Below are 20,597 nucleotides of genomic sequence, written 5' to 3'. Positions count from 1 at the left end.
GGGGCGTGGATGGCGATCAGGCACAGATTCAGCTCACCGTTCGAGGACGGCGGCGTCCCCTCGGGACAGGTCAAGCCGAGCGACTGGAACGATGAACACACGGTCGAGGGCTTGCTCGGCGCGTTGCTGGTGCTCGGCGTGCAGAACAGGGTCGTGCCGTATCTCGACGCCGCCGGCGCCGGCGGCACGTTCCAGATCTCCGACTTCGTGCGCGGGATCATGAACAGCGCCGATGCCGCCGCCTTTCTTGCCGCGACCGGCTCGGTTGGCCTCAACTCGCCGTCCTTCATCGGCACGCCGACAGCGCCGACGCCGGCCGTCGGCGACAATTCGACCAGGCTGGCGACGACGGCCTATGCCGATCGCGCTCTCGCCTTGCTGATCGACAGCGCGCCGGGTGCGCTCGACACGCTCAACGAGCTGGCCGCCGCGCTCGGCAACGACTCGAACTTCGCCTCGACCGTCACGACCGCGCTGGCACTCAAGGCGCCACTCAACTCGCCTACCTTGACCGGCACGCCGGTGGCGCCGACACCGGCCGCCGGCGACAACTCCACCAAGCTGGCGACCACGGCTTACGTGATCGCCGCGCTCAACCGGGCAATCGCGATCGCGAACGGCACCGATTTCAACACGCTATCGGTCGAGGGGACCTATTACAGCGCCGGGACCTGCCCGAACGCGCCGACGTCGGGAAATCCCTATTTTCTCGACGTGCAGGTCGGGTCGAGCGCGAGCTATGTCTCGCAGCGCGCGGTGCGCATGGATACCGGCGACACCTATCAGCGCACGCGCAATGCGGGCACCTGGGGCGGGTGGTCGATCGTCGGGTTTCCGGTCGGGCAATTGCCCGGCACTACGGGGACGACGCAACCGGCGGCCGGCAAGGTCGGCGAGTTGATCGCGAGCACCGGCGTGACGCTGAATTTTTCGGCGAGCGCGACGCCGGGAACCGTCACCTCGATCACCCTGACGCCGGGCGTGTGGGATATCGAGGCCATGGGGCTGTTCAACGGCGCCGGGGCCACCACGTCGTCGGACTGGACCATGGCGGTCAGCACCACGGCCGCAACAGTCACGGCGGCGCTGGTCGCGAAAGCCAATCAGCGCATCAGCAGAAGTTCGCCGCTCGCCGACATGTCGATCGCGATGACGATTCCGCGCCAGCGGGTCGCGATCGCCGCGAACACCACCTATTACCTGAACGCGATGGCGAGCTACGCGGTCTCGACCTATCAGGTCATCGGCGACATCCAGGCGCGCCGGGTCTAGCAGCGACGCCCGGCTGATTTTCAAATTACTGAAATCGGAGAACTGACATGACCGACGCGGTTGCCGCGAACGGCCTCGATGTGTCGCGTTTCAACGATGCGCTGTGGCGGCTGTGGCCGCAGGGCGACAAATGCATTCCGGGGCTGCGCGCCGCCATGGCCCAGCAGATGCCGGACATCGCGGCACGTTACGGCTTCGACACACCGGACGTCATCGCGATCTTCATGGGCCAGATTTCGCAGGAATGCGGCGGCGGCACCGAAGTCGTCGAGAACCTGAATTACACCGCGCGCCGGATGATGGCGGTCTGGCCCTCCCGATTCCCGACGCTGGCCAGCGCCGCGCCTTACGCCAACAACCCGAAGAAGCTGGCGAACAAGGTCTATAACGGCCGCATGGGCAACCGGGTCGGCACCGACGACGGATACATCTATCGCGGCCGCGGCGCGACCCAGACGACGGGACGGAGCGCCTATGCGCATCTTGCCAGCATCACCGGGCTCGATCTGCTGTCCGATCCAGACCTGGTCAACGATCCCGCCCATTTCCTCGAAAGCGCCGCGATCGACTTCGTCAAATGCGGCTGCCTGCCGTTCGCCGAGCGCGGCGATATCGAAGCGACGACGCACCATCTCAACGGCGGCCTGACAGGCCTGTCCGATCGCAAAGCCTGGACCAGGAAATGGCGCTCGGCGCTCGGGGCGGAAGCGCCGGCGCCGGCGAACGACGGCATCCTCCGGCTTGGATCGAAGGGCTACGAGGTTGAAGCCCTTCAACGCCGCCTGGTCGAACTGAACTATCGGGTCGGCAATATCGACGGGAAATACGGCCGGGCGACGCGCATCGCCGTCATCGCGTTCCAGCTCGACCGTGGATTGTCAGGCGACGGCGAAGTCGGGCCGGCGACGCGCGAGGCCCTGAAGCGCGACCTCTCCAAGCCCGTGGCCGAGAAACGGGCGGCCGCGACGGCGGCCGATCTGCGCGCCGGAGGCTCGGCAACCGTCGCGCGGGCGGACAAGGTTTCGCTGATCGGGAAGATCCTCGCTGGCGCCGGCGTGGTCACCGGCGGCGGGCAGGCCGCCGACAGGACGGGGCTGCTCGATACGGTCAAGGGCACGGCCGATCAGGTGTCGACCTTCCGCGGCGTGTTCGAGCAGGTGCAGGACCTCGGCGGCTGGGTCGCTGGCGTTCTGCAAACGTGGTGGTGGCTCGCGCTGATCGTCTGCGGATTCTTCGCCGTCCGCTACGGCCGCGACATCATCCGCCAGCGCGTCGAGGATCACCGCAACGCCACCAACATGGGGCTATAGGGGCCGATGCTCAGTCTCAATTCGCTGATGACGCTCGCCGCCTGGGCGATCGGCCTGCTCGGCGTCGGCGGCGCGATCGCGGCCGCCGCGGCGGCGATCATTCTCGGGCCGACCGTGGTCATCGCGATCGTCCAGCCGATTCTGGCGCGCATTCTGTCATGCACGCGATGCGTTGTCGCGGCCGTGTTCGTGCTGGCGATGGTCGGCTTCTACTGGCTCGGCCATCACCAGGCGGCGAAGGAATGCCGCGCCGATCAGCTCGAGGCGCAGCTTCGCAACGAGAAGTTCGATACAGCGCAGGCGCTCAAGGCGCAGGCGGATGAAAAGCAGCGGGCAGATGACATCGAAAGGGAGGCAAGGGCGCAGCATGACCAGGATCAAGCCTATATCGAGCGCCTCAAGGCGAAGCCTGCGTGCGCTCTCGATGACAGCGATCTTGACGCTGGGCGGCTGCGCATCGCCCCCCGGTCCGGCGGCGCGAAGCCTGCCCGAAACGCCAAGTGAACTGATGACGCCGGTCGCGGTGCCGAAGCTTTACAAGGGGCAGGACGCACGCGCGGCGCTGCGGTTGACGCATTCGGCATTGCTGCAGGCCAACGCGCGCCTGTCCGCGAGCGCAGGGTGGTATGACTCGGTGCGGCACGACTATGCCGTCGGGGCGCTTCCGCAATGACGCCGCCGGGTGAACGGATGCGCTGCTCGGTCGCCGGACTGCTGCAGCATTTCAACAACCGCGTCAGCGAAGTCGGCCACGCGCTGATCATGGTCGGCATCGGCCTTCAGATCATGGCCGCGCCGCCCGTGAGCAACTACAGGGCGCTCGATCTGCTGTCCGGCTTTGTGTCGGCCGGATCCATCGCGCTGTTCTTCATTTCGGTCGGGGCGGTGCGGATGGCGGCCCTGATCGCCAATGGCCGCTGGCCGTCCTACGGTCCGTGGCTGAGAGCGATCGGCGCGCTGGTCGGCGCGCTGATCTGGTCGCAGATGTTTTTGGGTCTGATCGCCGTTCCGTCCGACAATCTCACGTCGCTCAACGCGCCGGCATATCTTATTTTCACGGCGATCGAACTGGTTTCGATCTACCGCGCGCTGGCGATGAGGGGCGGCGATGGAAGGGACGACTAGCAAGGCGTTCGATGCGCTGGGTCCGTATCCGCTGGTCCAGGGCGCGGTCGCCCTGCTGATCGTGCTGGGCGGCGTCTACCTGATTTTTCGCGCCAACAAGGACAGGGGAGCCTCGCGCGAACAGATCCCGCCCTGGCTGATGATGGGGCCGCTGCACGACATGATGCAGGCGGTGCACGACATGGCCGAGGAGAGCCGCCGCGCGACCGAGCTGCTCAAGGAGAGCAGGGACGCGCTGATAGCCTGCAAGGCCGCGCTGGAACTGATCCGCAACGAGTCTCGTCTGCGTTGAACTTCGGAGATCGACATGCGACCGACCGCCCTTGTTCTGGGAGTGGCGCTTTGCGCCGTCCTGTTCGCGTCTCAGGCCGATGCGAGGCCGAGGCGACCTCTCTCCAATCAGGAGAGGGTCGGCTGCGCCGATCCGGTCATGCGGCCGTGCTCGATGCCATCGGTTGTTTCAAGAAATGAAAAAACTCGACCCGTTCGTCCCGGCCTTCGCCGCGTCCTGGCCGAAGGTGCGGGGAGGGCGGTTAACTGGATCAGGCCTCGCGCCTGGTGCGGCTGGTGGATGCGCCGCCATCTCGGAGTAGCCAATCCTGCTGCCAATGTGGCGCGCTGGTGGGCCGGTTACGGCCGGCCGGCGCATGGCCCGCATGTCGGCGCGATCGTCGTGTGGCGTCACCACGTCGGCCGAATAACCGGCCGCACCGCTGATGGCCGCTGGATCGTCAAGTCTGGCAATGATGGTCATCGAGTGCGCGAGCGGCCGCGCTCCGTCGCCGGCGCGATCGCGTTCAGGTGGCCGGCATGATTGCCGACGTCGTCCAGCCGCTAGACCGCTGTGCTGTCGCGCTGCTCACTTTCGATGGATGACGCGGCCTTTTCTTGATATGAAAGGGAGTAACATCTTTTGTACGAAAGGCGCGCCATGCCCTTGGAAGTCAGGCATTCGACTGGACCATTAGCCCCTTCAAAGATCGGCGCTGTGAAATTCTATAATGAAGACGACGCCTTCAAATTCGTCTATCAACTTTTTGAAGAGCACGGTTGTAATGGCGTGGTCGAAGTTGAGCTTTGGCAAAACGATCGACCAATCCAGAGTTTCCGTCGTTTAGCTCAGTTTTACGCTCAAGACAGATTAGGCCGTAGAATAGTGGCTTGATCATCTGAGCGTGTGAGCGACGTTATCCCGCCCCTTTTTTCAACTTGCGGGCGCGGCGCAGGTCGGAGTTCATCTGCGTCTGCCAGCCACGTCCGAGCGACCGGTATGACGCGACAACGTCTGCGTCGAGCCGTACCGTGACCGGCTGCTTGGCGTTGTCGCCGAGCGGCGGCCGGCCACGCTGGATCACCTTGCCCCCCTTCACGATGGTGGCGCGATCGAGCATGGCGTTGGTGATCTCCGGCGCGTCGTCGGGGTCGCGCCACGCCCGGCCCTTAGAGACCGAAGCGGCGGCGGATTTTGCGTTCTTCCTTGGCATGGCAGTACCTCATGGAAATGACGTGGCAGTCGCTGCCACGGGCGGTCCAGACCAATACGACCATGCGGCCGTCGAGCCATCCCGCCGTGATCTGGCGCGTCTCGCCGTAGTCAAAGCGGTCATCGAGCCACGTCGCATGATCGCCCTCGAACACCTGCGCCGCGTCCGCGAAATCCATCTCGCGATGGGCAAGGGTCGCGGCGCGCTTGGCGGGGTCGAAGGTGATCTTCATGCGAATAAACGTACATACATTTATTCGTCATGTCAATAATAATTGTACGTACGGAAATAGAAGGCTGTGGCGGCAGTCGGGCGCACGTGTCTCCTTTAACGACCCTCAGTCTTTCTTTCCCTCCGGGTTGCCAATCGGCGGCGGATGGTCGCCATAAACGGCTAGAATATTCTTCTACCCTTAGATCAACCTAACCCTAGAATAATTTTCTCTTTCGTATTCAGGCGAGGACTATCGATCCCTCGCCAGCTTTCGTTTCGTCCGCCACTTGTGTCCCTTCTTCCCCTCCGGGTTGCCGATCGGCGGCGGAGTATCGCCGTAGACGGCGCGGTAGAAGGCGACTCGGGCAATGAAGACGAATGGCCCGCCATGCTCGGCAGCCAGGTGGAGCTCCTTCGCGGCGTGTTGCCAGGGCTCTGTGTTGCCGATCTTGCGGGGCAGGGAGGTCGCGTATTCCGCGGCCTCTCCGATCGTTCGTATCGTGCTGCCATCGGGCATCGGAACGGGGTCTTCGAAGCGGCGGGACCAGCTAATCATAAATCTTCCTGCAACGATCGCAGGTGATCCGGTCCCCTGGGCTGATTTCATCGAAAAACATCACATGCCGGCACCGGGGACATGACGAGACCCAAAGGCCATAGGCGCGCCAAATATCGGGCTCTCGATAGAGGCGCCGCGCCTTGAAGCGGAGCGCGTTCTGGAATCTTTGTTCCTTCGCCAAGGCCTTCCGCATACCGCCAGAGATCGGCACCGGCGCGAAACGCAAGTCACGCTCGATCGACAGTCTCGCATCGGCTTCGATGTCGTAGAAATGCGCGAAAGGCATTTTACGGAATGGCTGTCGACCGAGTTTTCGGACGGGATGATTGGTGCTCATCCAGCGAATCTAGGATTGGTTTTTACGGATGTTAGGGCTTTGCCCCGACAGCTTGGCCGGGAACGCAGCATGAACTCCGCGCGGGAATTTCTACGGGACTTTTGGTCTCCAAAGCTCCGCTTGATGCCGTTCTGTTCTGCAGGTGAGTGATTTGCCCCTTGCGGATGTCGTATGCAAATGGCAATAAAATCAGAACGCTAGATGCGTTGCGCGGGTGTAGCTCAATGGTAGAGCAGCAGCCTTCCAAGCTGAATACGAGGGTTCGATTCCCTTCACCCGCTCCAGGGTGTTTCTTAACAAGATCAAGTAGTTGGTGATGATCTCGCAATATCGTTACGTTCCAGGTCTCGAGACGGAAGATCGTTTCGGCCCGTTGGGGTCCGCCCAGCACACGGAAAACCCCAACTCTCGCAGCAATCCCGCTGCATGAGATTATCTGTCGTTGCCTGTTCGATTGCGCTGTCCGCGTCATTTCCGAGAGCATCGGCCGACTTCGCTGATGGCTCCAAATGCCGGCTTACTCCGTCGCAGATCGCCGCCAACGTCACCCATGAGGTTTTGAAATGACCAATCCCAGCACCAATCCCAGCGCTCGCAAGATTGAGTTTGCCGGCAAGACGCGCACCTTCAATTTGAACGAGCCCAGGGTTCTCGCCATGATCGCGGGCGGGGCGAAATTGAAGCAGGTCGCGAGAATGGTCACGATTGCCCGTCTCGGCATAGGCAGGGCTCCGTTCGCCGGACAATACGGCGACACCCCGGCGGCTTGTCACCGACGCTTTGTCGAAAAGGTCTATTCGGCCGAGGACGTGGAAAACGTCATCGCGCTCGGATTGATCGGGGGCGGAATGCCCGAAGATGAAGCGTTTGCGCTTGTCGATGAGCATGTCCATGGCAAGCCGCTCGAAGCCAATGCGCAGATTGCATCGGAAACCATTGCCGCGCTTGCCGGCGCGGAAAAGGCGGAGGGAAAAGCGTAAGCATCCATTCGCCAGAACATTTTCGCTTCTGATTGAATCAGAAGCGAGGCTCCGGATTGGTGTTTAGACGCGTTTTCCTGACACGAAACGGCAGCCATCCTCGGGTCAGGCCCGAGGACATGCTCGACAACGCTATAGCTCAGAACCGCGTCACGATGTCCGACAAGGCCGGACGCGGTCGGTCCTTGTTCGGTTTTGTCGGCGTGCCGATATGGATAAAGCCCGCGAATCTTTCGTCCGGCTTCAATCCGAGGCCGTCGAGCACGTCGCGATCGTAGGCAAACCAGCCGGTCAGCCAGTTCGTGCCATAGCCGAGCGCGTTGGCTGCGTTGACGATGCTCATGGCGCTGGCGCCTGCCGACAGCACCTGCTCCCACGACGGCACCTTGGGGTGCTGCTTGATACAACTCACCACGCCGATCACCAGCGGCGCTTCCGTCAACTGGTGCTTTTCGATTTCGATCTCCTCCTGTGGAGCCGATGGGTTCTTGCGCGCATAGACACGGGCGATGACGTCGCCGGCACGGGCGCGGCCATCGCCTTCGAACACGATGAATCGCCACGGCGCGATCTTCCCGTGATCCGGCACGCGCGCGCCGATGGTGAGGATAGTTTCGATCTCCTCAGCCGAGGGACCGGGCGCGCTCATGTCGCGCGGTTTGACCGAGCGACGGGTGCGCAGGAAATCGATAACGTCGGGCATAGGTGCTCTCTTGAAATGGATGTTCGCTTTGAAACTGCTGATGGAGCGCAGGAGGTGATGCGTCAGGCCTTGCTCCGCTCCCGCTTGATATCCGGCGGTATGGCTTCCTCCGCCAGCGCCGCGATGGCCTCATTGGTCGGCATCACCTTCTGACCCTCGCTGCCGAGGCGGCGGACGGAGACCGATCGGCTCTCGGCTTCCTTCTTGCCGACCACGAGCAGGGCGGGGATCTTCGCCAGCGAGTGTTCGCGCACCTTGTAGTTGATCTTCTCGTTGCGCAGATCGAGCTCGACGCGCAGCCCTGCGCGCCGCGCCGCGGCAGCGACCTCCTTGGCGTACTCGTCGCCATCGGAGGTGATGGTCGTGACGACCGCCTGCACCGGCGCAAGCCAGAGCGGAAAATTGCCGGCGAAGTGCTCGATCAGGATGCCGATGAAGCGTTCGATCGAGCCGCAGATCGCGCGATGCACCATCACCGGCGCCTTCTTGGCGCCGTCGGCATCGATATAGAACGCGCCGAACCGCTCCGGCAGGTTGAAGTCGACCTGTGTGGTGCCGCATTGCCAGTCGCGGCCGATGGCGTCGCGCAGCACGTATTCGAACTTCGGTCCGTAGAACGCGCCTTCGCCGGGATTGGTCTCGGTCTTGATGCGATTGTTCGATGCGGCGATGCGCTTGAGCACATCGGCCATGACAGCTTCGGCGTGATCCCACGCGGCGTCCGAGCCGACCCGCTTCTCGGGGCGCGTCGAGAGCTTCACCGTCAACTCGCCGTCGAAGCCGAAGTCGGCATAGGTCGACAGGATCAGCTCGTTGATCTTGAGGCATTCGTCGGCGAGCTGGTCCTCGGTGCAGAAGATATGCGCGTCGTCCTGGGTGAAGCCGCGCACCCGCATCAAGCCGTGCATGGCGCCCGACGGCTCGTAGCGATGCACCACGCCGAATTCGGCGAGCCGCAGCGGCAGGTCGCGATAACTCTTCAGCCCGTGCTTGAAGAGCTGCACATGGCCGGGGCAGTTCATCGGCTTGATCGTGAACCAGCGCTTGTCCTCGGCCTCGTCCCCGGCCGACTGTGCCGCGAACATGTTCTCGCGATACCATTCCCAATGGCCCGACGTCTCCCATAGCGACTTGTCGAGCATCTGCGGCGCGTTGACTTCGTCATAATCTTCCGCAAGCCGCCGGCGCATGTAGGCGATCACGGCCTGGAAGATGGTCCAGCCTTTCGCGTGCCAGAACACGACGCCGGGACCTTCCTCCTGAAAATGAAACAGGTCGAGTTCGCGGCCGAGCTTGCGGTGATCGCGCTTCTCGGCTTCCTCGATCTGCTTCAGGTAAGCGTCGAGGTCGTCCTGCTTCGCAAAGGCCGTGCCGTAGATGCGCGTCAGCATCGGGTTGTTGCTGTCGCCGCGCCAGTACGCGCCGGCCACCTTCATCAGCCTGAAGGCGTTGCCGATCTTGCCGGTGGAGGTCATGTGCGGGCCGCGGCAGAGATCGAACCAGTCGCCCTGATAGTAGATCTTGATCGGCTCGTTGCCGGGAATGGCGTCCACCAGTTCGACCTTGAAGGCCTCGCCCTTGTCGCGGAACACCTGCTTGGTCTTTTCGCGGTCCCAGACATCCTTGGTGAAGGGTTTGTCACGCGCGATGATCTCGCGCATCTTCTTCTCGATCGCCGGGAAGTCCTCCAGCGAGAACGGCTCGTTGCGAAAGAAATCGTAATAGAATCCGTTCTCGATGACGGGGCCGATGGTCACCTGCGTGCCGGGCCATAGCGATTGCACGGCCTCGGCCAGAACGTGCGCCGCGTCGTGGCGGATCAGTTCCAGCGCGCGCGGATCATCGCGGCTGATGAATTCGATGCCGGCATCGCTTTCGATCGGGTCGGCAAGGTCGCTGACGACGCCGTCGAGCGCCATCGCGACCGTGCGCTTGGCCAGCGACGGCGAGATGCCTTTTGCGATATCGAGACCGGTGATGTTTTTAGGGAACTCGCGCCGCGCGCCGTCCGGAAAGGTGAGGGTGATGTTGTCGGCGGGCGAGACGGGCTTCAGGTTGGCGAGGCCATACTGGAATCCCGATGCGGGTTCGTTCTTGTCGGACATAGATGTCTCCTGTGGCTCACTCCTGCGAACGAGCGCAGGTAAGCGGGATGCAGCGGTATAGCAGCCGGTTCGCCCGTTGCAACGGCCGAAAGTTCCGCTTTGGCGCAAAAGGGCGGACTGGCGCTTCGCGGGAATCCACCACATGCCCGGTGGGGCTGTCCCCGGGCCCACGGATTACGCGTGGCCCGATCCGAGCGGGCAGGAGGGTTGCCCTTCTATCGTCGATCGGTGGCCCGGTCGTGGACAGGAGGGTGATTGCCCGCTTCGTCCATCCGCAGCAGCCCCTCGAACCGGGCAAACATCGCAAGGCGGTCGGGCGGAACTGCCCGCTCGGCTTTCGCAAGCGCCTCGGCGAGTTCACCTGCGACATCAGGTGCAATGCCCGCATGCCGCAACGCTTCGGCGCTCCGGATTCCGTCTCCAGCGCAGAGGATGATGGTCCAGCGCCCGTGTTTGTTCCGCAGCAGCGCGCGGCCGCCCATTTCGCCCTGCGTCCAGTCAGCAATCGCGTAGCCCGTCGCGACAACCACCGGTGCGACGACGAGCTTTGCTTCCGGCTTGTCGAAGCTCGAATGGAGCAGATCGCGCACCGCGTCCTCGTCCGGCCCCGCAATCGCCGAACCGATGAGGCTCCAGAGGACGACAAGCGAGGCAAAGAGTTTCGTCAGCACCAGAATTTCCTTATATATCCGATTACAATACGTCGGCTTTACAGGCGGCGCATTGCGAAGAGCCTGCCGCCGGTTTCAAGCCGCATCTCCGGAGTGCCTCGCCTTGACCACGACCATCTACGGCATCAAGAACTGCGATACCATGAAGAAGGCGCGCGCGTGGCTGGACGGCCACAGCATCGCCTATGAGTTTCACGACTACAAGGCCGCCGGCATCGAGCGTGCCCGCCTCAAGGCGTGGGCCGCAAAACTCGGTTGGGAAACGTTGCTTAATCGAGCTGGAACCACATTCCGAAAATTGCCGGATGCGGACAAAGCGGGATTGACCGAGGCCCGCGCGCTGGCCCTGATGCTTGATCAGCCCTCGATGATCAGACGTCCGGTGCTGGAGGTGGGCGACAAGCTGCTGGTCGGCTTCAAGCCGGAGGTTTACGAGAAGGAGCTCCGGACGTCGAAGCGATAATGCGGCCTCGGTCCGCGCCATCATGGCGGCGCCTTCGCCGATACCGGCCGTCGAAGCGGGCAAGCCCAGGACGTCGCCATTTCGACTAATGGCTGAGGGAATGACGGCTCCGGACTCCCGCCGAATGCTACTTTGCACCTTGCGCAATCCAGCCCATTGACATCATATTCTGAAAGACGACCGTGTCCCGGTGGTGTCCAGCGCACTGAACGGGTTCGGCAGCAATGACTCAGCCGCGAAGGGGACACCGAGCGATAGCTGAGGGGGATTTTTGAGTGGCGAATGAGTTCATTCTTGAAACCCATGGATTGACCAAGGAATTTGCTGGTTTTGTCGCCGTGCGCGACGTCGGTCTACGCGTTCGCCGCGGCAGCATTCATGCACTGATTGGTCCCAACGGAGCGGGAAAAACCACCTGCTTCAACCTGCTGACCAAATTCCTGAAACCTTCGGCGGGGAAGATTTTCTATAACGGACGGGACATCACGGCGCTTGCGCCGGCCGACGTGGCGCGGCTCGGATTGGTGCGGTCGTTCCAGATTTCGGCGGTCTTCCCGCATCTCACGGCGCTTGAAAACGTCAGGGTGGCGCTGCAGCGCCAGCACGGCCATTCCTTCGATTTCTGGCGTTCCAAATCGGTGCTTGATCGCTTCAACGTTCGTGCGCTTGAATTGCTGGACGAGGTGGGTCTGAGCGAATTCGCGAGAACTCCCGCCGTGGAGATGCCCTACGGACGCAAGCGGGCGCTGGAGATCGCGACGACGCTGGCGCTCGATCCGGAAATGATGCTGCTCGACGAACCGATGGCCGGCATGGGTCATGAGGACATCGACAGGATCGCCGCGCTGATCAAGCGCATTTCGGCGAAGTACACCATCCTGATGGTCGAGCATAATCTGAGCGTGGTCGCGAGCCTGTCCGATATCATCACCGTGCTGACGCGCGGACACGTGCTCGCCGAGGGCAATTACGCCGACCTGACCAGGGACGAGCGCGTCAGGGAAGCTTATCTGGGAGCTGGTCATGGCTAACGGGACGACGACCGCGCCAGGCATTGCCGGTTCCGCAAAGCCCGCCGGCGGCGCCATGCTCGCGGTTGAAAATCTGGAAGCGTGGTATGGCGAATCCCACGTCCTTCACGGCATCAGCTTCAACGTCGCGGCGGGAGAGGTTGTCACGTTGCTCGGCCGCAACGGCGCCGGCAAGACCTCGACGCTGAAGTCGATCATGGGCATCATCGGCAAGCGCACCGGGTCGATCCGTTTCGACGGTCACGACATCTCGCGCGCCTCGTCGGACAAGATCGCGCGTTTGGGCATTGCGTTCTGTCCGGAGGAGCGGGGCATCTTCGCGAGCCTCGACGTGCGCGAGAACCTGATGCTGCCGCCAGCGGTGCGCAGCGGCGGCCTGTCGCTGGACCAGATCTTCACGCTGTTTCCCAATCTGAAGGAACGGCTGCGCAGCCAGGGCACCAAGCTGTCCGGCGGCGAGCAGCAGATGCTGGCGATCGCGCGCATCCTGCGCACGGGCGCACGCTTCCTGATGCTCGACGAGCCGACTGAGGGCCTTGCGCCGGTCATCATTCAGCAGATCGGCCATACCATCGCGCGATTGAAGTCGGAGGGATTCACGATCCTTCTGGTGGAGCAGAATTTCCGCTTCGCCGCGACGCTCGCCGACCGCTTCTACGTTGTCGAGCACGGCAAGATCATCGACGGCTTCGCGAGTTCCGAATTGCAGGCCAACATGGACAAGCTTCATACCTATCTCGGTGTTTAGCAGCGTCCCCGGACGGGACCAAAACGGAGTGGGAGAAAATGAGGACCAGATTGACGGCTCTACTCGTCGGCACGGCGCTGACTTTTGGCATGACCTTCGCCGCGATGGCCCAGGACAAGGTGACGGACAAGAACGTCAAGATCGGCGTGCTGACAGATCTTTCGAGCCTGTATGCCGACCTTGGCGGAGAGGGGTCCGTCGTCGCGGCAGAGATGGCGGCCGATGATTCCGGGCTGAAGGCCAAGGGCTGGAAAATCGACGTCATCTCCGCGGATCATCAGAACAAGCCCGATATCGGCACCGGCATCGCGCGCCGATGGATCGACACCGACAAGGTCGACATCATCGCCGACGTGCCGAACTCGGGCGTTGCGCTTGCAGTCAACAACATCGTGAAGGAGAAGAATAACATCCTGCTCGATTCAGGCGCCGGCTCCTCGGAACTGACCAATACGCAGTGCACGCCGAATACAATCCACTTCACCTACGACACCTACATGCTGGCTCAAAGCACCGGCAGCGCGATGGTGAAGGCCGGCGGCGACACGTGGTTCTTCATTACGGCGGACTATGCCTTCGGACATGCCCTTGAGAACGATACGACTGCTGTGGTCAAGGCCAACGGCGGCAAGGTGCTGGGAAGCGTCAAGGCGCCGCTGAACACGGCGGACTTCTCGTCCTATCTGCTGCAGGCCCAGGCATCGAAGGCCAAGGTGATCGGGCTTGCCAATGCGGGCGGAGACACGACCAACTCGATCAAGCAGGCCGCGGAATTCGGCATCGTCAAAGGCGGCCAGAAACTTGCCGGCCTGCTCATGTTTATATCGGATGTCCACTCGCTCGGCCTGAACGTGGCGCAGGGGCTCAACCTGAGCGAAACGTTCTACTGGGACGCCAACGAGCAGACCCGGGCCTTCTCGAAGCGCTTCAGCGAACGCCTGAAAACGCACGCGATGCCGACGATGGTTCATGCCGGCGTCTATGCCGGCCTGCTGCACTACTTCAAGGCGCTGGAGGCGCTCGGCGGCAATCCGCACGACGGCGCCAAGGTGGTGGCCAAGATGAAGGAGATGCCGACCGACGATCCGCTGTTCGGCAAGGGCGTGATCCGGATCGACGGCCGCGCGATTCATCCGGCGTTCCTGTTCGAGGTCAAGACGCCGGCGGAGTCCAAGGGCCCGTGGGATCTCTACAAGCTGGTCGGCACCACGCCGGGAGACCAGGCGTTCCGGCCGCTGTCGGAAAGCAAGTGCTCGCTGGTCAAGCATTGACGCTGCGGTTGCTCCGGCGGCGTCCGAGCCGCCGGGGCGCCATCGCGCACGGATAAAAATTCACGGATCGAAGGGCAGGGAGCAACATGTCGATCAATCTGCAGGCGCTCTCTGCGCAGCTTCTAGTCGGGCTGATCAACGGTTCGTTCTATGCGTTGCTGAGTCTCGGCCTCGCCGTGATCTTCGGCATGCTCAACATCATCAATTTCGCGCATGGCGCGGTCTACATGATGGGCGCGTTCTGCGCCTATTTCCTACTTAACGTCTTCGGGATCGGCTACTGGCCGGCGCTGATCCTCGCACCGCTTCTCGTGGGCATCTTCGGCATGCTCACGGAGCGGACCATGCTGAAATGGCTGGCGGGGCTGGATCATCTGTATGGGCTGCTGCTGACCTTCGGTCTGGCGCTGATTATTCAGGGCGTGTTCCAGAACTATTTCGGCTCCTCCGGTCTGCCCTATGCCATTCCCAGCGAGTTGCAGGGCGGCATCAATCTCGGCTTCATGTTCCTGCCGATCTACCGCGCCTGGGTGATCGTGTGTTCGCTGGTGGTCTGCATCGCCACCTGGTACCTGATCGAGCGGACCCGGCTCGGCGCCTACCTGCGCGCGGCGACGGAGAATCCGACGCTGGTGCGCGCGTTCGGCATCAATGTGCCGCGCATGATCACGCTGACATACGGATTGGGCGTCGGTCTCGCCGCGCTGGCCGGCGTGTTGTCGGCGCCGATCAATCAGGTGCGGCCGTTGATGGGGGCGGACCTGATCATCGTGGTGTTCGCGGTGGTGGTGATCGGCGGCATGGGATCGATCATGGGATCGATCATCACCGGATTTGCGCTCGGCATCATCGAGGGGCTGACGAAGTATTTTTATCCCGAGGCCTCCAATACCGTGGTTTTCGTGCTCATGGTTCTCGTGCTGCTGGTGAAGCCGACGGGATTGACGGGACGGGCGGTCTGACATGGCAGCATTGACCGACAATACCGTTCGGACGTCGAGCCGTCGCATCATCGGCGACGAGATGATCGTTTTCATCCTCATGACCGCGGTGCTGGCCATCGTGCCGATGACAGGGATCTACCCGTATTTTGTGATGCAGGGTCTTTGCTTCGCGCTGCTCGCCTGCGCGTTCAACCTGCTGCTCGGCTACGGCGGCCTGTTGTCGTTCGGCCATGCGATGTTTCTCGGAACAGCCGGCTATGTCTGCGCGCATGCGTTGAAAGTATGGGGTGTTCCGCCGGAACTGGGCATCCTTGCGGGCGTCGGCGCGGCGGCTCTGCTCAGCATCATCACCGGCGTTGTCGCCATTCGCCGGCAGGGCATCTACTTCGCGATGATTACGCTGGCGCTCGCGCAGCTTCTTTATTTCATCTATCTGCAAACGCCGTTCACCCATGGCGAAGACGGCATCCAGGGAGTTCCGCAGGGAAAGATGTTCGGCGTTCTCGACCTGTCGCATCCGGATACGCTTTACTACGTCATCCTGGGCGGCTTTCTGTTCGGCTTTCTGGCGATCTACCGTGCCATCAACTCGCCGTTCGGCGAGGTCTTGAAGGCGATCCGCGAGAACGAGCAGCGCGCGATATCCCTGGGCTACAAGACCGACCAGTACAAGCTCCTGGCTTACATCCTGTCGGGCACGCTCGCCGGGCTTGCCGGATCGCTCAAGGTGCTGGTGGCGCAGAACGCCTCGCTGAGCGACGTGCACTGGACAATGTCGGGTGAAATCGTGCTGATGACGCTGGTGGGTGGTCTCGGGACGGTGTTCGGACCCGTGGTCGGCGCCTTTGCGATCATTGCCATGCAGCAGTATCTGGCCGGTTTCGGGCAATGGGTCACCGTGATCCAGGGCGTGATCTTCGTCGTCTGCGTGCTGACCTTCCGCCGCGGCGTCGTCGGCGAAATTGCCCATTATTTTAAGCGATCCCTGTAATTATCACGCGATTCTCGCCCTTTGGCCGTACAAACCGGTGGATGATCCCGCCGGTTGCGATGCCGATTGCCCACTTTCCCGGAAATGGTTTATGACACCTGTGCGCTCCGGACAGGCGGCCCGGTTCTCTGTCTTGCGAAGTGGAATGCTGCAATGCTGAGTTGGTTTCGGTTCTTTCTGCCGAAAGAGGAGCGTTTTTTTGACCTGTTCGCCCGCCACTCGCAAACCATCGTGCAGGGCGCGCAGGCGCTTCAGGGAATGCTGAACGGCGGCGAAGAAACACCGGTGTTCTGCCAGCGGGTCAGCCAGTTCGAGAACGATGCGGACAACATCACGCGCGAGGTATTGACCGCGGTCCGCCGGACCTTCATCACCCCGTTCGACCGCGTGGACATCAAGAACCTGATTACCTCGATGGACGACGCCATCGACCAGATGCAGCAGACCGCGAAGGCCGTGGTGTTGTTCGAGGTACGCACCTTCGAACCCCCGATGCGCGAGATCGGTGCGCTGCTTGTGGAATGCGCCAATCTGGTCGGCCGCGCGTTGCCGCTGCTCCAGTCGATCAGCAACAACGTCGCGATGCTGACGGCGATCACCGAGGAACTCGGCAAACTGGAAGGCCGGGTCGACGATCTGCACGATATCGGCCTGAAGGAGCTCTTCCTGAAACACCGCAACGCCAACGCAATGGACTTCATCGTCGGCGTCGAGATCTACGATCACCTGGAAAAGGTCGCCGATCGCTTCGACGACGTTGCCAACGAGATCAACAGCATCGTCATCGAGCAGGTATAGGCAGGGCTGCGCCGTGGACGCCATGATTGGTCTTCCGGTTCTGGTCGGCCTGATCGCCGCTGCTCTGCTGTTCGATTTCCTGAACGGCTTGCATGACGCGGCAAATTCGATCGCGACCATCGTCTCGACACGGGTGCTGCGGCCGCAATACGCGGTGCTGTGGGCGGCATTCTTCAACTTCGCCGCGTTTCTGGTGTTCGGCCTGCACGTCGCCAACACGATCGGCACCGGAATCATTGAACCCAACGTGATCGACCCGCAGGTGATCTTCGCCGCGCTGGTCGGCGCCATGGTCTGGAATCTGGTCACCTGGGGACTCGGAATTCCGTCGAGCAGCTCGCATGCGCTGATCGGCGGACTGCTCGGCGGCGGCATCGCCAAGGCGGGTTTTTCGGCGGCGGTGTGGGGCGGTCTGTCGAAGACGTTGATCGCGATCGTATTGTCGCCGCTGGTCGGTTTCGTGCTCGCACTTGTGCTCGTCGGCATCGTGTCGTGGCTGGCGGTGCGTTCGACGCCGTTCGCTGTCGATCGCGCGTTCCGCACCTTGCAGTTCTTTTCCGCGTCGCTTTATTCGCTGGGCCATGGCGGCAACGACGCGCAGAAGACCATGGGCATCATCGCGGTGCTGCTGTATTCGCAAGGCTATCTCGGCGATCATTTCGTGATTCCATTCTGGGTGGTGCTGGCGTGTCAGGCCGCGATGGCGTTGGGAACGCTGATGGGAGGCTGGAGGATCGTGCGGACGATGGGCCTTCGCATCACCAAGCTGACGCCGATGCAGGGTTTTTGCGCGGAGACCGGCGGTGCGGCGACGCTGTTCATGGCGACTTTTCTCGGCGTCCCGGTATCGACCACTCACACCATCACCGGTGCCATCGTCGGCGTGGGCGCGGCACGGCGGTTGTCGGCGGTGCGCTGGAACGTCGCGAGCTCCATCGTCTATGCGTGGGTGATCACCATACCCGCATCGGCGCTGGTCGCCGCATTGGCTTATTGGGCGGTGGCGTTCGTCAAGTAACGAGTTTCAGCCCGGCGATGCCGGCGACGATCAGGCCGATGCAGACGAGTCTCGCCATGGTTGCCGGATCGCCGAACAGCACAATGCCGAGGATCGCGGTTCCAACTGCGCCAATGCCGGTCCAGACCGCATAGGCGGTGCCGATCGGCAGCGTCTTGAGCACCAACCCGAGCAGCGCCAGGCTCGCGGCCATGGCCGCCAGCGTCAGTATCGAGGGCACCAGCCGCGTGAATCCGTCGGTGTATTTGAGGCCGATCGCCCAGCCGACTTCCATCAATCCGGCGACGAACAGCATGAACCAGGCCATGACGAACCTTCCTTGAAACACGGGCAGGGTCGTCCCCGCGGATACCAGAGCGTTTTCAAGCGAAATGGATACCGGTTCGCATGAAGAAAACGCATCAGATAAACACCTGACCCCGGTTCTGCTATCAGAACCGGGGATCAGGCTGGATGGAAGGTCGTCCTTCCGCGTATTATATGAGGCCGCGAGCGTTGGTTCGCAACCGCGCTTGACCCTGTGAATCCCCTTGATCCGGCCGGTTTTCCCTGCCACACGCTCGCTGATGTCCGAACTGGCCCTGCAAAATGAACCAGCCTCGCGTTCGCCGCTGGCGGCGGAAGTCGCGCGCCGGCGCACCTTCGCGATCATCTCGCACCCTGATGCCGGCAAAACCACGCTGACGGAAAAGCTCCTGCTGTTCGGCGGCGCCATCAATCTCGCAGGCCAGGTCAAGGCGAAGGGAGAGCGGCGCAACACCCGATCCGACTGGATGAAGATCGAGCGCGACCGCGGCATCTCGGTGGTCACCTCGGTGATGACGTTCGAGTTCGAGAACCGGGTCTTCAACCTGCTGGACACGCCAGGCCACGAGGATTTCTCCGAGGACACCTATCGCACGCTGACCGCGGTGGATTCCGCGGTCATGGTGATCGACGCCGCCAAAGGCATAGAGGCGCGAACGCGAAAGCTGTTCGAGGTCTGCCGTCTGCGCGATATCCCGATCATAACTTTCATCAACAAGATGGACCGCGAGAGCCGCGATATCTTCGACCTGCTTGACGAGATCGAAAAGACGCTGGCGCTCGATACCACCCCGATGACCTGGCCGGTCGGGCGCGGCCGCGACTTCCTCGGCACCTACGACATCGCGACCGGCGGCATCCGTCTGCTCGAAGGCGGCGGCGCCAAGACCGGCGCGGCCGAACAGATCGACATCGCCGATCTCGCCGCGCGCAACGCCAATCTGAATGTCGAGGAAATCAGGGACGAACTGGCGCTTGCGACCGAGGCGTGCAAGCCGTTCGACCTCGAGGCGTTTCGCGAGGGACACCTGACGCCGGTGTATTTCGGCTCCGCGCTGCGCAACTTCGGCGTCGGCGACCTCCTGGAAGGGCTCGGCAAATTCGCTCCGCCCCCGCGCGCGCAGGAATCAAACCTGCGCAAGGTTGCCGCCGATGAACCGCGCATGACGGCCTTCGTGTTCAAGATCCAGGCCAACATGGATCCCAATCATCGCGATCGCATTGCTTTCGCCCGGCTCTGTTCGGGCAAACTGACGCGCGGCATGAAGGCGAAGCTGGTGCGCACGGGCAAGCCGATGCCGCTGTCGTCGCCGCAATTTTTCTTCGCGCAGGATCGCGCGATCGCGGACGAGGCATTCGCAGGCGACGTCGTCGGCATTCCCAATCACGGCACATTGCGGATCGGCGATACCCTGACCGAGGGCGAGGACGTCACTTTCGTCGGCGTGCCGTCGTTCGCTCCGGAGATCGTGCGGCGTGTCCGCCTCACCGATGCGATGAAGGCCAAGAAGCTGAAGGAGGCGCTGCAGCAGATGTCGGAGGAGGGCGTCGTGCAGGTCTTCCGCCCGCGCGACGGGGCGCCTGCGCTTGTCGGCGTCGTCGGTATGCTGCAACTCGATGTGCTGAAAGCGCGTCTCGATGCCGAATATTCGCTGCCGGTGGATTTCGAGGTCAGCGAGTTTCAACTGGCCCGCTGGATTTCGTCGGGTGACCCCAAGAAGCTCGATGCCTTTATCGCCGCTAATGGTTCTGGTGTTGCCGACGACGTCGACGGCGATCCGGTGTTTCTGGCCAAGAATGAATTCTATCTCGGCTACACGATGGAACGCGCCGAAGGCATTGCGTTCTCCACCGTGAAGGACGTGAAGAAGACGTCATAGGAGAAGGAGCATTCATGGCGATATGTTCCTTTTGTCATTCCGGGACGCGCTGAAGGCGCGAACCCGGAATCCAGTATCTATCCATAAATTTTCCTCGTGTTACTGGATTCCGGATCGCTGCTGCTGCGGCGTCCGGAATGACGATCTGTTTTCGACGGCTCGTTGGAGATTGCTCCTTGCCTTTCGGCGCAAATCTGATCCGTCCGGACGTCGATGAAAAACGGCCGGTGCTCGACCGGCCGTTTTCCCGAAAACGCGCTTTAGGCTCCAGACTCAATTGGTCCACCAAGTTATGACAGCGGCGATATTGATGGCCGCTTCGAAGTTGCGCGCCAGCTTGTCGTAGCGGGTGGCGATGCGGCGCCAATCCTTGAGCCTGCAAAACATG

The 20,597-nt window shown here is 62.2% G+C and carries 26 protein-coding genes, 1 tRNA gene and 1 pseudogene; 19 read left to right on the top strand and 9 right to left on the bottom strand.

The features are described from left to right. The first annotated feature begins 9 nt into the window (after nucleotides 1-9). The 8 genes from ACS3WA_RS08340 (at nucleotide 10) to ACS3WA_RS08305 (ending at nucleotide 4,872) form a co-directional block, all read left to right on the top strand. On the top strand, nucleotides 10-1,272 hold the full coding sequence (locus ACS3WA_RS08340) for a pyocin knob domain-containing protein (protein ID WP_438278066.1): 1,263 nt from the start codon (nucleotides 10-12) through the stop codon (nucleotides 1,270-1,272). Between the two features lie 47 nt (nucleotides 1,273-1,319). Further along, a complete protein-coding gene (locus ACS3WA_RS08335; RefSeq protein WP_438278065.1) occupies nucleotides 1,320-2,582 on the top strand; it encodes a peptidoglycan-binding protein in 1,263 nt (420 codons plus the stop codon). A 6-nt stretch (nucleotides 2,583-2,588) separates the two neighbouring features. Beyond that, nucleotides 2,589-3,086 carry a hypothetical protein gene (locus ACS3WA_RS08330; protein ID WP_438278064.1) on the top strand — a complete coding sequence of 166 codons (498 nt, stop codon included), beginning with the start codon at nucleotides 2,589-2,591 and terminating at the stop codon, nucleotides 3,084-3,086. Between the two features lie 4 nt (nucleotides 3,087-3,090). Next, complete coding sequence (locus ACS3WA_RS08325) at nucleotides 3,091-3,255, top strand: hypothetical protein (protein ID WP_438278063.1); 165 nt, start codon at nucleotides 3,091-3,093, stop codon at nucleotides 3,253-3,255. Then, on the top strand, nucleotides 3,252-3,707 hold the full coding sequence (locus ACS3WA_RS08320; RefSeq protein ID WP_438278062.1) for a hypothetical protein: 456 nt from the start codon (nucleotides 3,252-3,254) through the stop codon (nucleotides 3,705-3,707). Before ACS3WA_RS08325 ends, ACS3WA_RS08320 begins: the two co-directional genes overlap by 4 nt. Beyond that, nucleotides 3,691-3,999 (top strand): hypothetical protein, encoded by a 309-nt coding sequence (locus tag ACS3WA_RS08315; RefSeq protein WP_438278061.1) that lies wholly within the window; start codon nucleotides 3,691-3,693, stop codon nucleotides 3,997-3,999. Before ACS3WA_RS08320 ends, ACS3WA_RS08315 begins: the two co-directional genes overlap by 17 nt. Before the next feature lie 279 nt (nucleotides 4,000-4,278). Next, entirely contained in the window at nucleotides 4,279-4,521 is a 243-nt protein-coding gene (locus tag ACS3WA_RS08310) for a hypothetical protein (RefSeq protein ID WP_438278060.1), read from the top strand. A gap of 117 nt (nucleotides 4,522-4,638) precedes the next feature. Next, nucleotides 4,639-4,872: a hypothetical protein gene (locus ACS3WA_RS08305; RefSeq protein ID WP_438278059.1), complete on the top strand. Its 234-nt coding sequence runs from the start codon at nucleotides 4,639-4,641 to the stop codon at nucleotides 4,870-4,872. A 22-nt stretch (nucleotides 4,873-4,894) separates the two neighbouring features. On the opposite strand, the gene ACS3WA_RS08300 is transcribed toward ACS3WA_RS08305, so the two are convergent. The 4 genes from ACS3WA_RS08300 to ACS3WA_RS08285 form a co-directional block, all read right to left on the bottom strand. Then, complete coding sequence (locus tag ACS3WA_RS08300) at nucleotides 4,895-5,191, bottom strand: BrnA antitoxin family protein (RefSeq protein WP_438278058.1); 297 nt, start codon at nucleotides 5,189-5,191, stop codon at nucleotides 4,895-4,897. Continuing rightward, on the bottom strand, nucleotides 5,148-5,423 hold the full coding sequence (locus ACS3WA_RS08295; RefSeq protein ID WP_438278057.1) for a BrnT family toxin: 276 nt from the start codon (nucleotides 5,421-5,423) through the stop codon (nucleotides 5,148-5,150). Before ACS3WA_RS08295 ends, ACS3WA_RS08300 begins: the two co-directional genes overlap by 44 nt. 231 nt (nucleotides 5,424-5,654) lie before the next feature. Further along, nucleotides 5,655-5,960, bottom strand: coding sequence for a hypothetical protein (locus tag ACS3WA_RS08290; protein WP_438278056.1), 306 nt, complete (start codon nucleotides 5,958-5,960; stop codon nucleotides 5,655-5,657). Further along, nucleotides 5,953-6,300, bottom strand: coding sequence for a hypothetical protein (locus ACS3WA_RS08285; protein ID WP_438278055.1), 348 nt, complete (start codon nucleotides 6,298-6,300; stop codon nucleotides 5,953-5,955). The genes ACS3WA_RS08290 and ACS3WA_RS08285 overlap by 8 nt, the downstream gene beginning before the upstream one ends. 210 nt (nucleotides 6,301-6,510) lie before the next feature. Here ACS3WA_RS08285 and ACS3WA_RS08280 point away from each other — a divergent pair. Both ACS3WA_RS08280 and ACS3WA_RS08275 read left to right on the top strand, forming a co-directional pair. After that, a tRNA-Gly gene (locus ACS3WA_RS08280) sits at nucleotides 6,511-6,584 on the top strand. Nucleotides 6,585-6,863: 279 nt separating this feature from the next. Beyond that, nucleotides 6,864-7,280 carry a GTA-gp10 family protein gene (locus tag ACS3WA_RS08275; protein WP_438278054.1) on the top strand — a complete coding sequence of 139 codons (417 nt, stop codon included), beginning with the start codon at nucleotides 6,864-6,866 and terminating at the stop codon, nucleotides 7,278-7,280. Nucleotides 7,281-7,419: 139 nt separating this feature from the next. On the opposite strand, the gene ACS3WA_RS08270 is transcribed toward ACS3WA_RS08275, so the two are convergent. The 3 genes from ACS3WA_RS08270 to ACS3WA_RS08260 form a co-directional block, all read right to left on the bottom strand. Next, nucleotides 7,420-7,983: a nitroreductase family protein gene (locus ACS3WA_RS08270; protein WP_438278053.1), complete on the bottom strand. Its 564-nt coding sequence runs from the start codon at nucleotides 7,981-7,983 to the stop codon at nucleotides 7,420-7,422. Nucleotides 7,984-8,045: 62 nt separating this feature from the next. Next, nucleotides 8,046-10,088 carry a threonine--tRNA ligase gene (gene thrS, locus ACS3WA_RS08265; RefSeq protein WP_438278052.1) on the bottom strand — a complete coding sequence of 681 codons (2,043 nt, stop codon included), beginning with the start codon at nucleotides 10,086-10,088 and terminating at the stop codon, nucleotides 8,046-8,048. Nucleotides 10,089-10,303: 215 nt separating this feature from the next. Then, the gene (locus ACS3WA_RS08260) at nucleotides 10,304-10,759 is read right to left on the bottom strand and encodes a copper uptake system-associated protein (protein WP_438278051.1); all 456 of its coding nucleotides are present in this window, start codon (nucleotides 10,757-10,759) and stop codon (nucleotides 10,304-10,306) included. 103 nt (nucleotides 10,760-10,862) lie between these two features. On the opposite strand from ACS3WA_RS08260, the gene ACS3WA_RS08255 reads away from it, so the two are divergent. The 8 genes from ACS3WA_RS08255 to ACS3WA_RS08220 all read left to right on the top strand — a co-directional run bounded on the left by ACS3WA_RS08255 (nucleotide 10,863) and on the right by ACS3WA_RS08220 (nucleotide 18,023). Next, entirely contained in the window at nucleotides 10,863-11,222 is a 360-nt protein-coding gene (locus ACS3WA_RS08255; protein ID WP_438278050.1) for an ArsC family reductase, read from the top strand. 275 nt (nucleotides 11,223-11,497) lie between these two features. Further along, nucleotides 11,498-12,253, top strand: coding sequence for an ABC transporter ATP-binding protein (locus ACS3WA_RS08250; RefSeq protein WP_438278049.1), 756 nt, complete (start codon nucleotides 11,498-11,500; stop codon nucleotides 12,251-12,253). After that, entirely contained in the window at nucleotides 12,246-13,001 is a 756-nt protein-coding gene (locus ACS3WA_RS08245; RefSeq protein ID WP_438278048.1) for an ABC transporter ATP-binding protein, read from the top strand. Before ACS3WA_RS08250 ends, ACS3WA_RS08245 begins: the two co-directional genes overlap by 8 nt. Nucleotides 13,002-13,039: 38 nt before the next feature. Next, a complete protein-coding gene (locus ACS3WA_RS08240) occupies nucleotides 13,040-14,272 on the top strand; it encodes an ABC transporter substrate-binding protein (protein ID WP_438278047.1) in 1,233 nt (410 codons plus the stop codon). A 98-nt stretch (nucleotides 14,273-14,370) separates the two neighbouring features. Further along, nucleotides 14,371-15,234: a branched-chain amino acid ABC transporter permease gene (locus ACS3WA_RS08235; protein WP_438278297.1), complete on the top strand. Its 864-nt coding sequence runs from the start codon at nucleotides 14,371-14,373 to the stop codon at nucleotides 15,232-15,234. 1 nt (nucleotide 15,235) lies between these two features. Next, complete coding sequence (locus tag ACS3WA_RS08230) at nucleotides 15,236-16,207, top strand: branched-chain amino acid ABC transporter permease (protein WP_438278046.1); 972 nt, start codon at nucleotides 15,236-15,238, stop codon at nucleotides 16,205-16,207. A 153-nt stretch (nucleotides 16,208-16,360) separates the two neighbouring features. Next, the gene (locus tag ACS3WA_RS08225; RefSeq protein ID WP_292613398.1) at nucleotides 16,361-17,005 is read left to right on the top strand and encodes a DUF47 domain-containing protein; all 645 of its coding nucleotides are present in this window, start codon (nucleotides 16,361-16,363) and stop codon (nucleotides 17,003-17,005) included. A 13-nt stretch (nucleotides 17,006-17,018) separates the two neighbouring features. After that, nucleotides 17,019-18,023, top strand: coding sequence for an anion permease (locus ACS3WA_RS08220; RefSeq protein ID WP_438278045.1), 1,005 nt, complete (start codon nucleotides 17,019-17,021; stop codon nucleotides 18,021-18,023). Here ACS3WA_RS08220 and sugE read toward each other — a convergent pair. Then, nucleotides 18,016-18,330, bottom strand: a complete 315-nt coding sequence (sugE, locus tag ACS3WA_RS08215) for a quaternary ammonium compound efflux SMR transporter SugE (protein WP_438278044.1) — start codon at nucleotides 18,328-18,330, stop codon at nucleotides 18,016-18,018. The genes ACS3WA_RS08220 and sugE overlap by 8 nt on opposite strands. Nucleotides 18,331-18,589: 259 nt before the next feature. Here sugE and ACS3WA_RS08210 point away from each other — a divergent pair, with 259 nt between their 5' ends. Continuing rightward, nucleotides 18,590-20,209, top strand: coding sequence for a peptide chain release factor 3 (locus ACS3WA_RS08210; RefSeq protein WP_438278043.1), 1,620 nt, complete (start codon nucleotides 18,590-18,592; stop codon nucleotides 20,207-20,209). Nucleotides 20,210-20,482: 273 nt separating this feature from the next. On the opposite strand, the pseudogene ACS3WA_RS08205 reads toward ACS3WA_RS08210, so the two are convergent. Then, nucleotides 20,483-20,597, bottom strand: a pseudogene (locus ACS3WA_RS08205) (IS5/IS1182 family transposase); the annotation flags it as partial.

The organism is Nitrobacter sp., assembly GCF_051535235.1.
In the GTDB taxonomy this organism is placed as follows: Bacteria; Pseudomonadota; Alphaproteobacteria; order Rhizobiales; family Xanthobacteraceae; genus Nitrobacter.
Note: the sequence above shows the minus strand (reverse complement) of the source record. Positions and strands in the feature narration are given on the sequence as shown.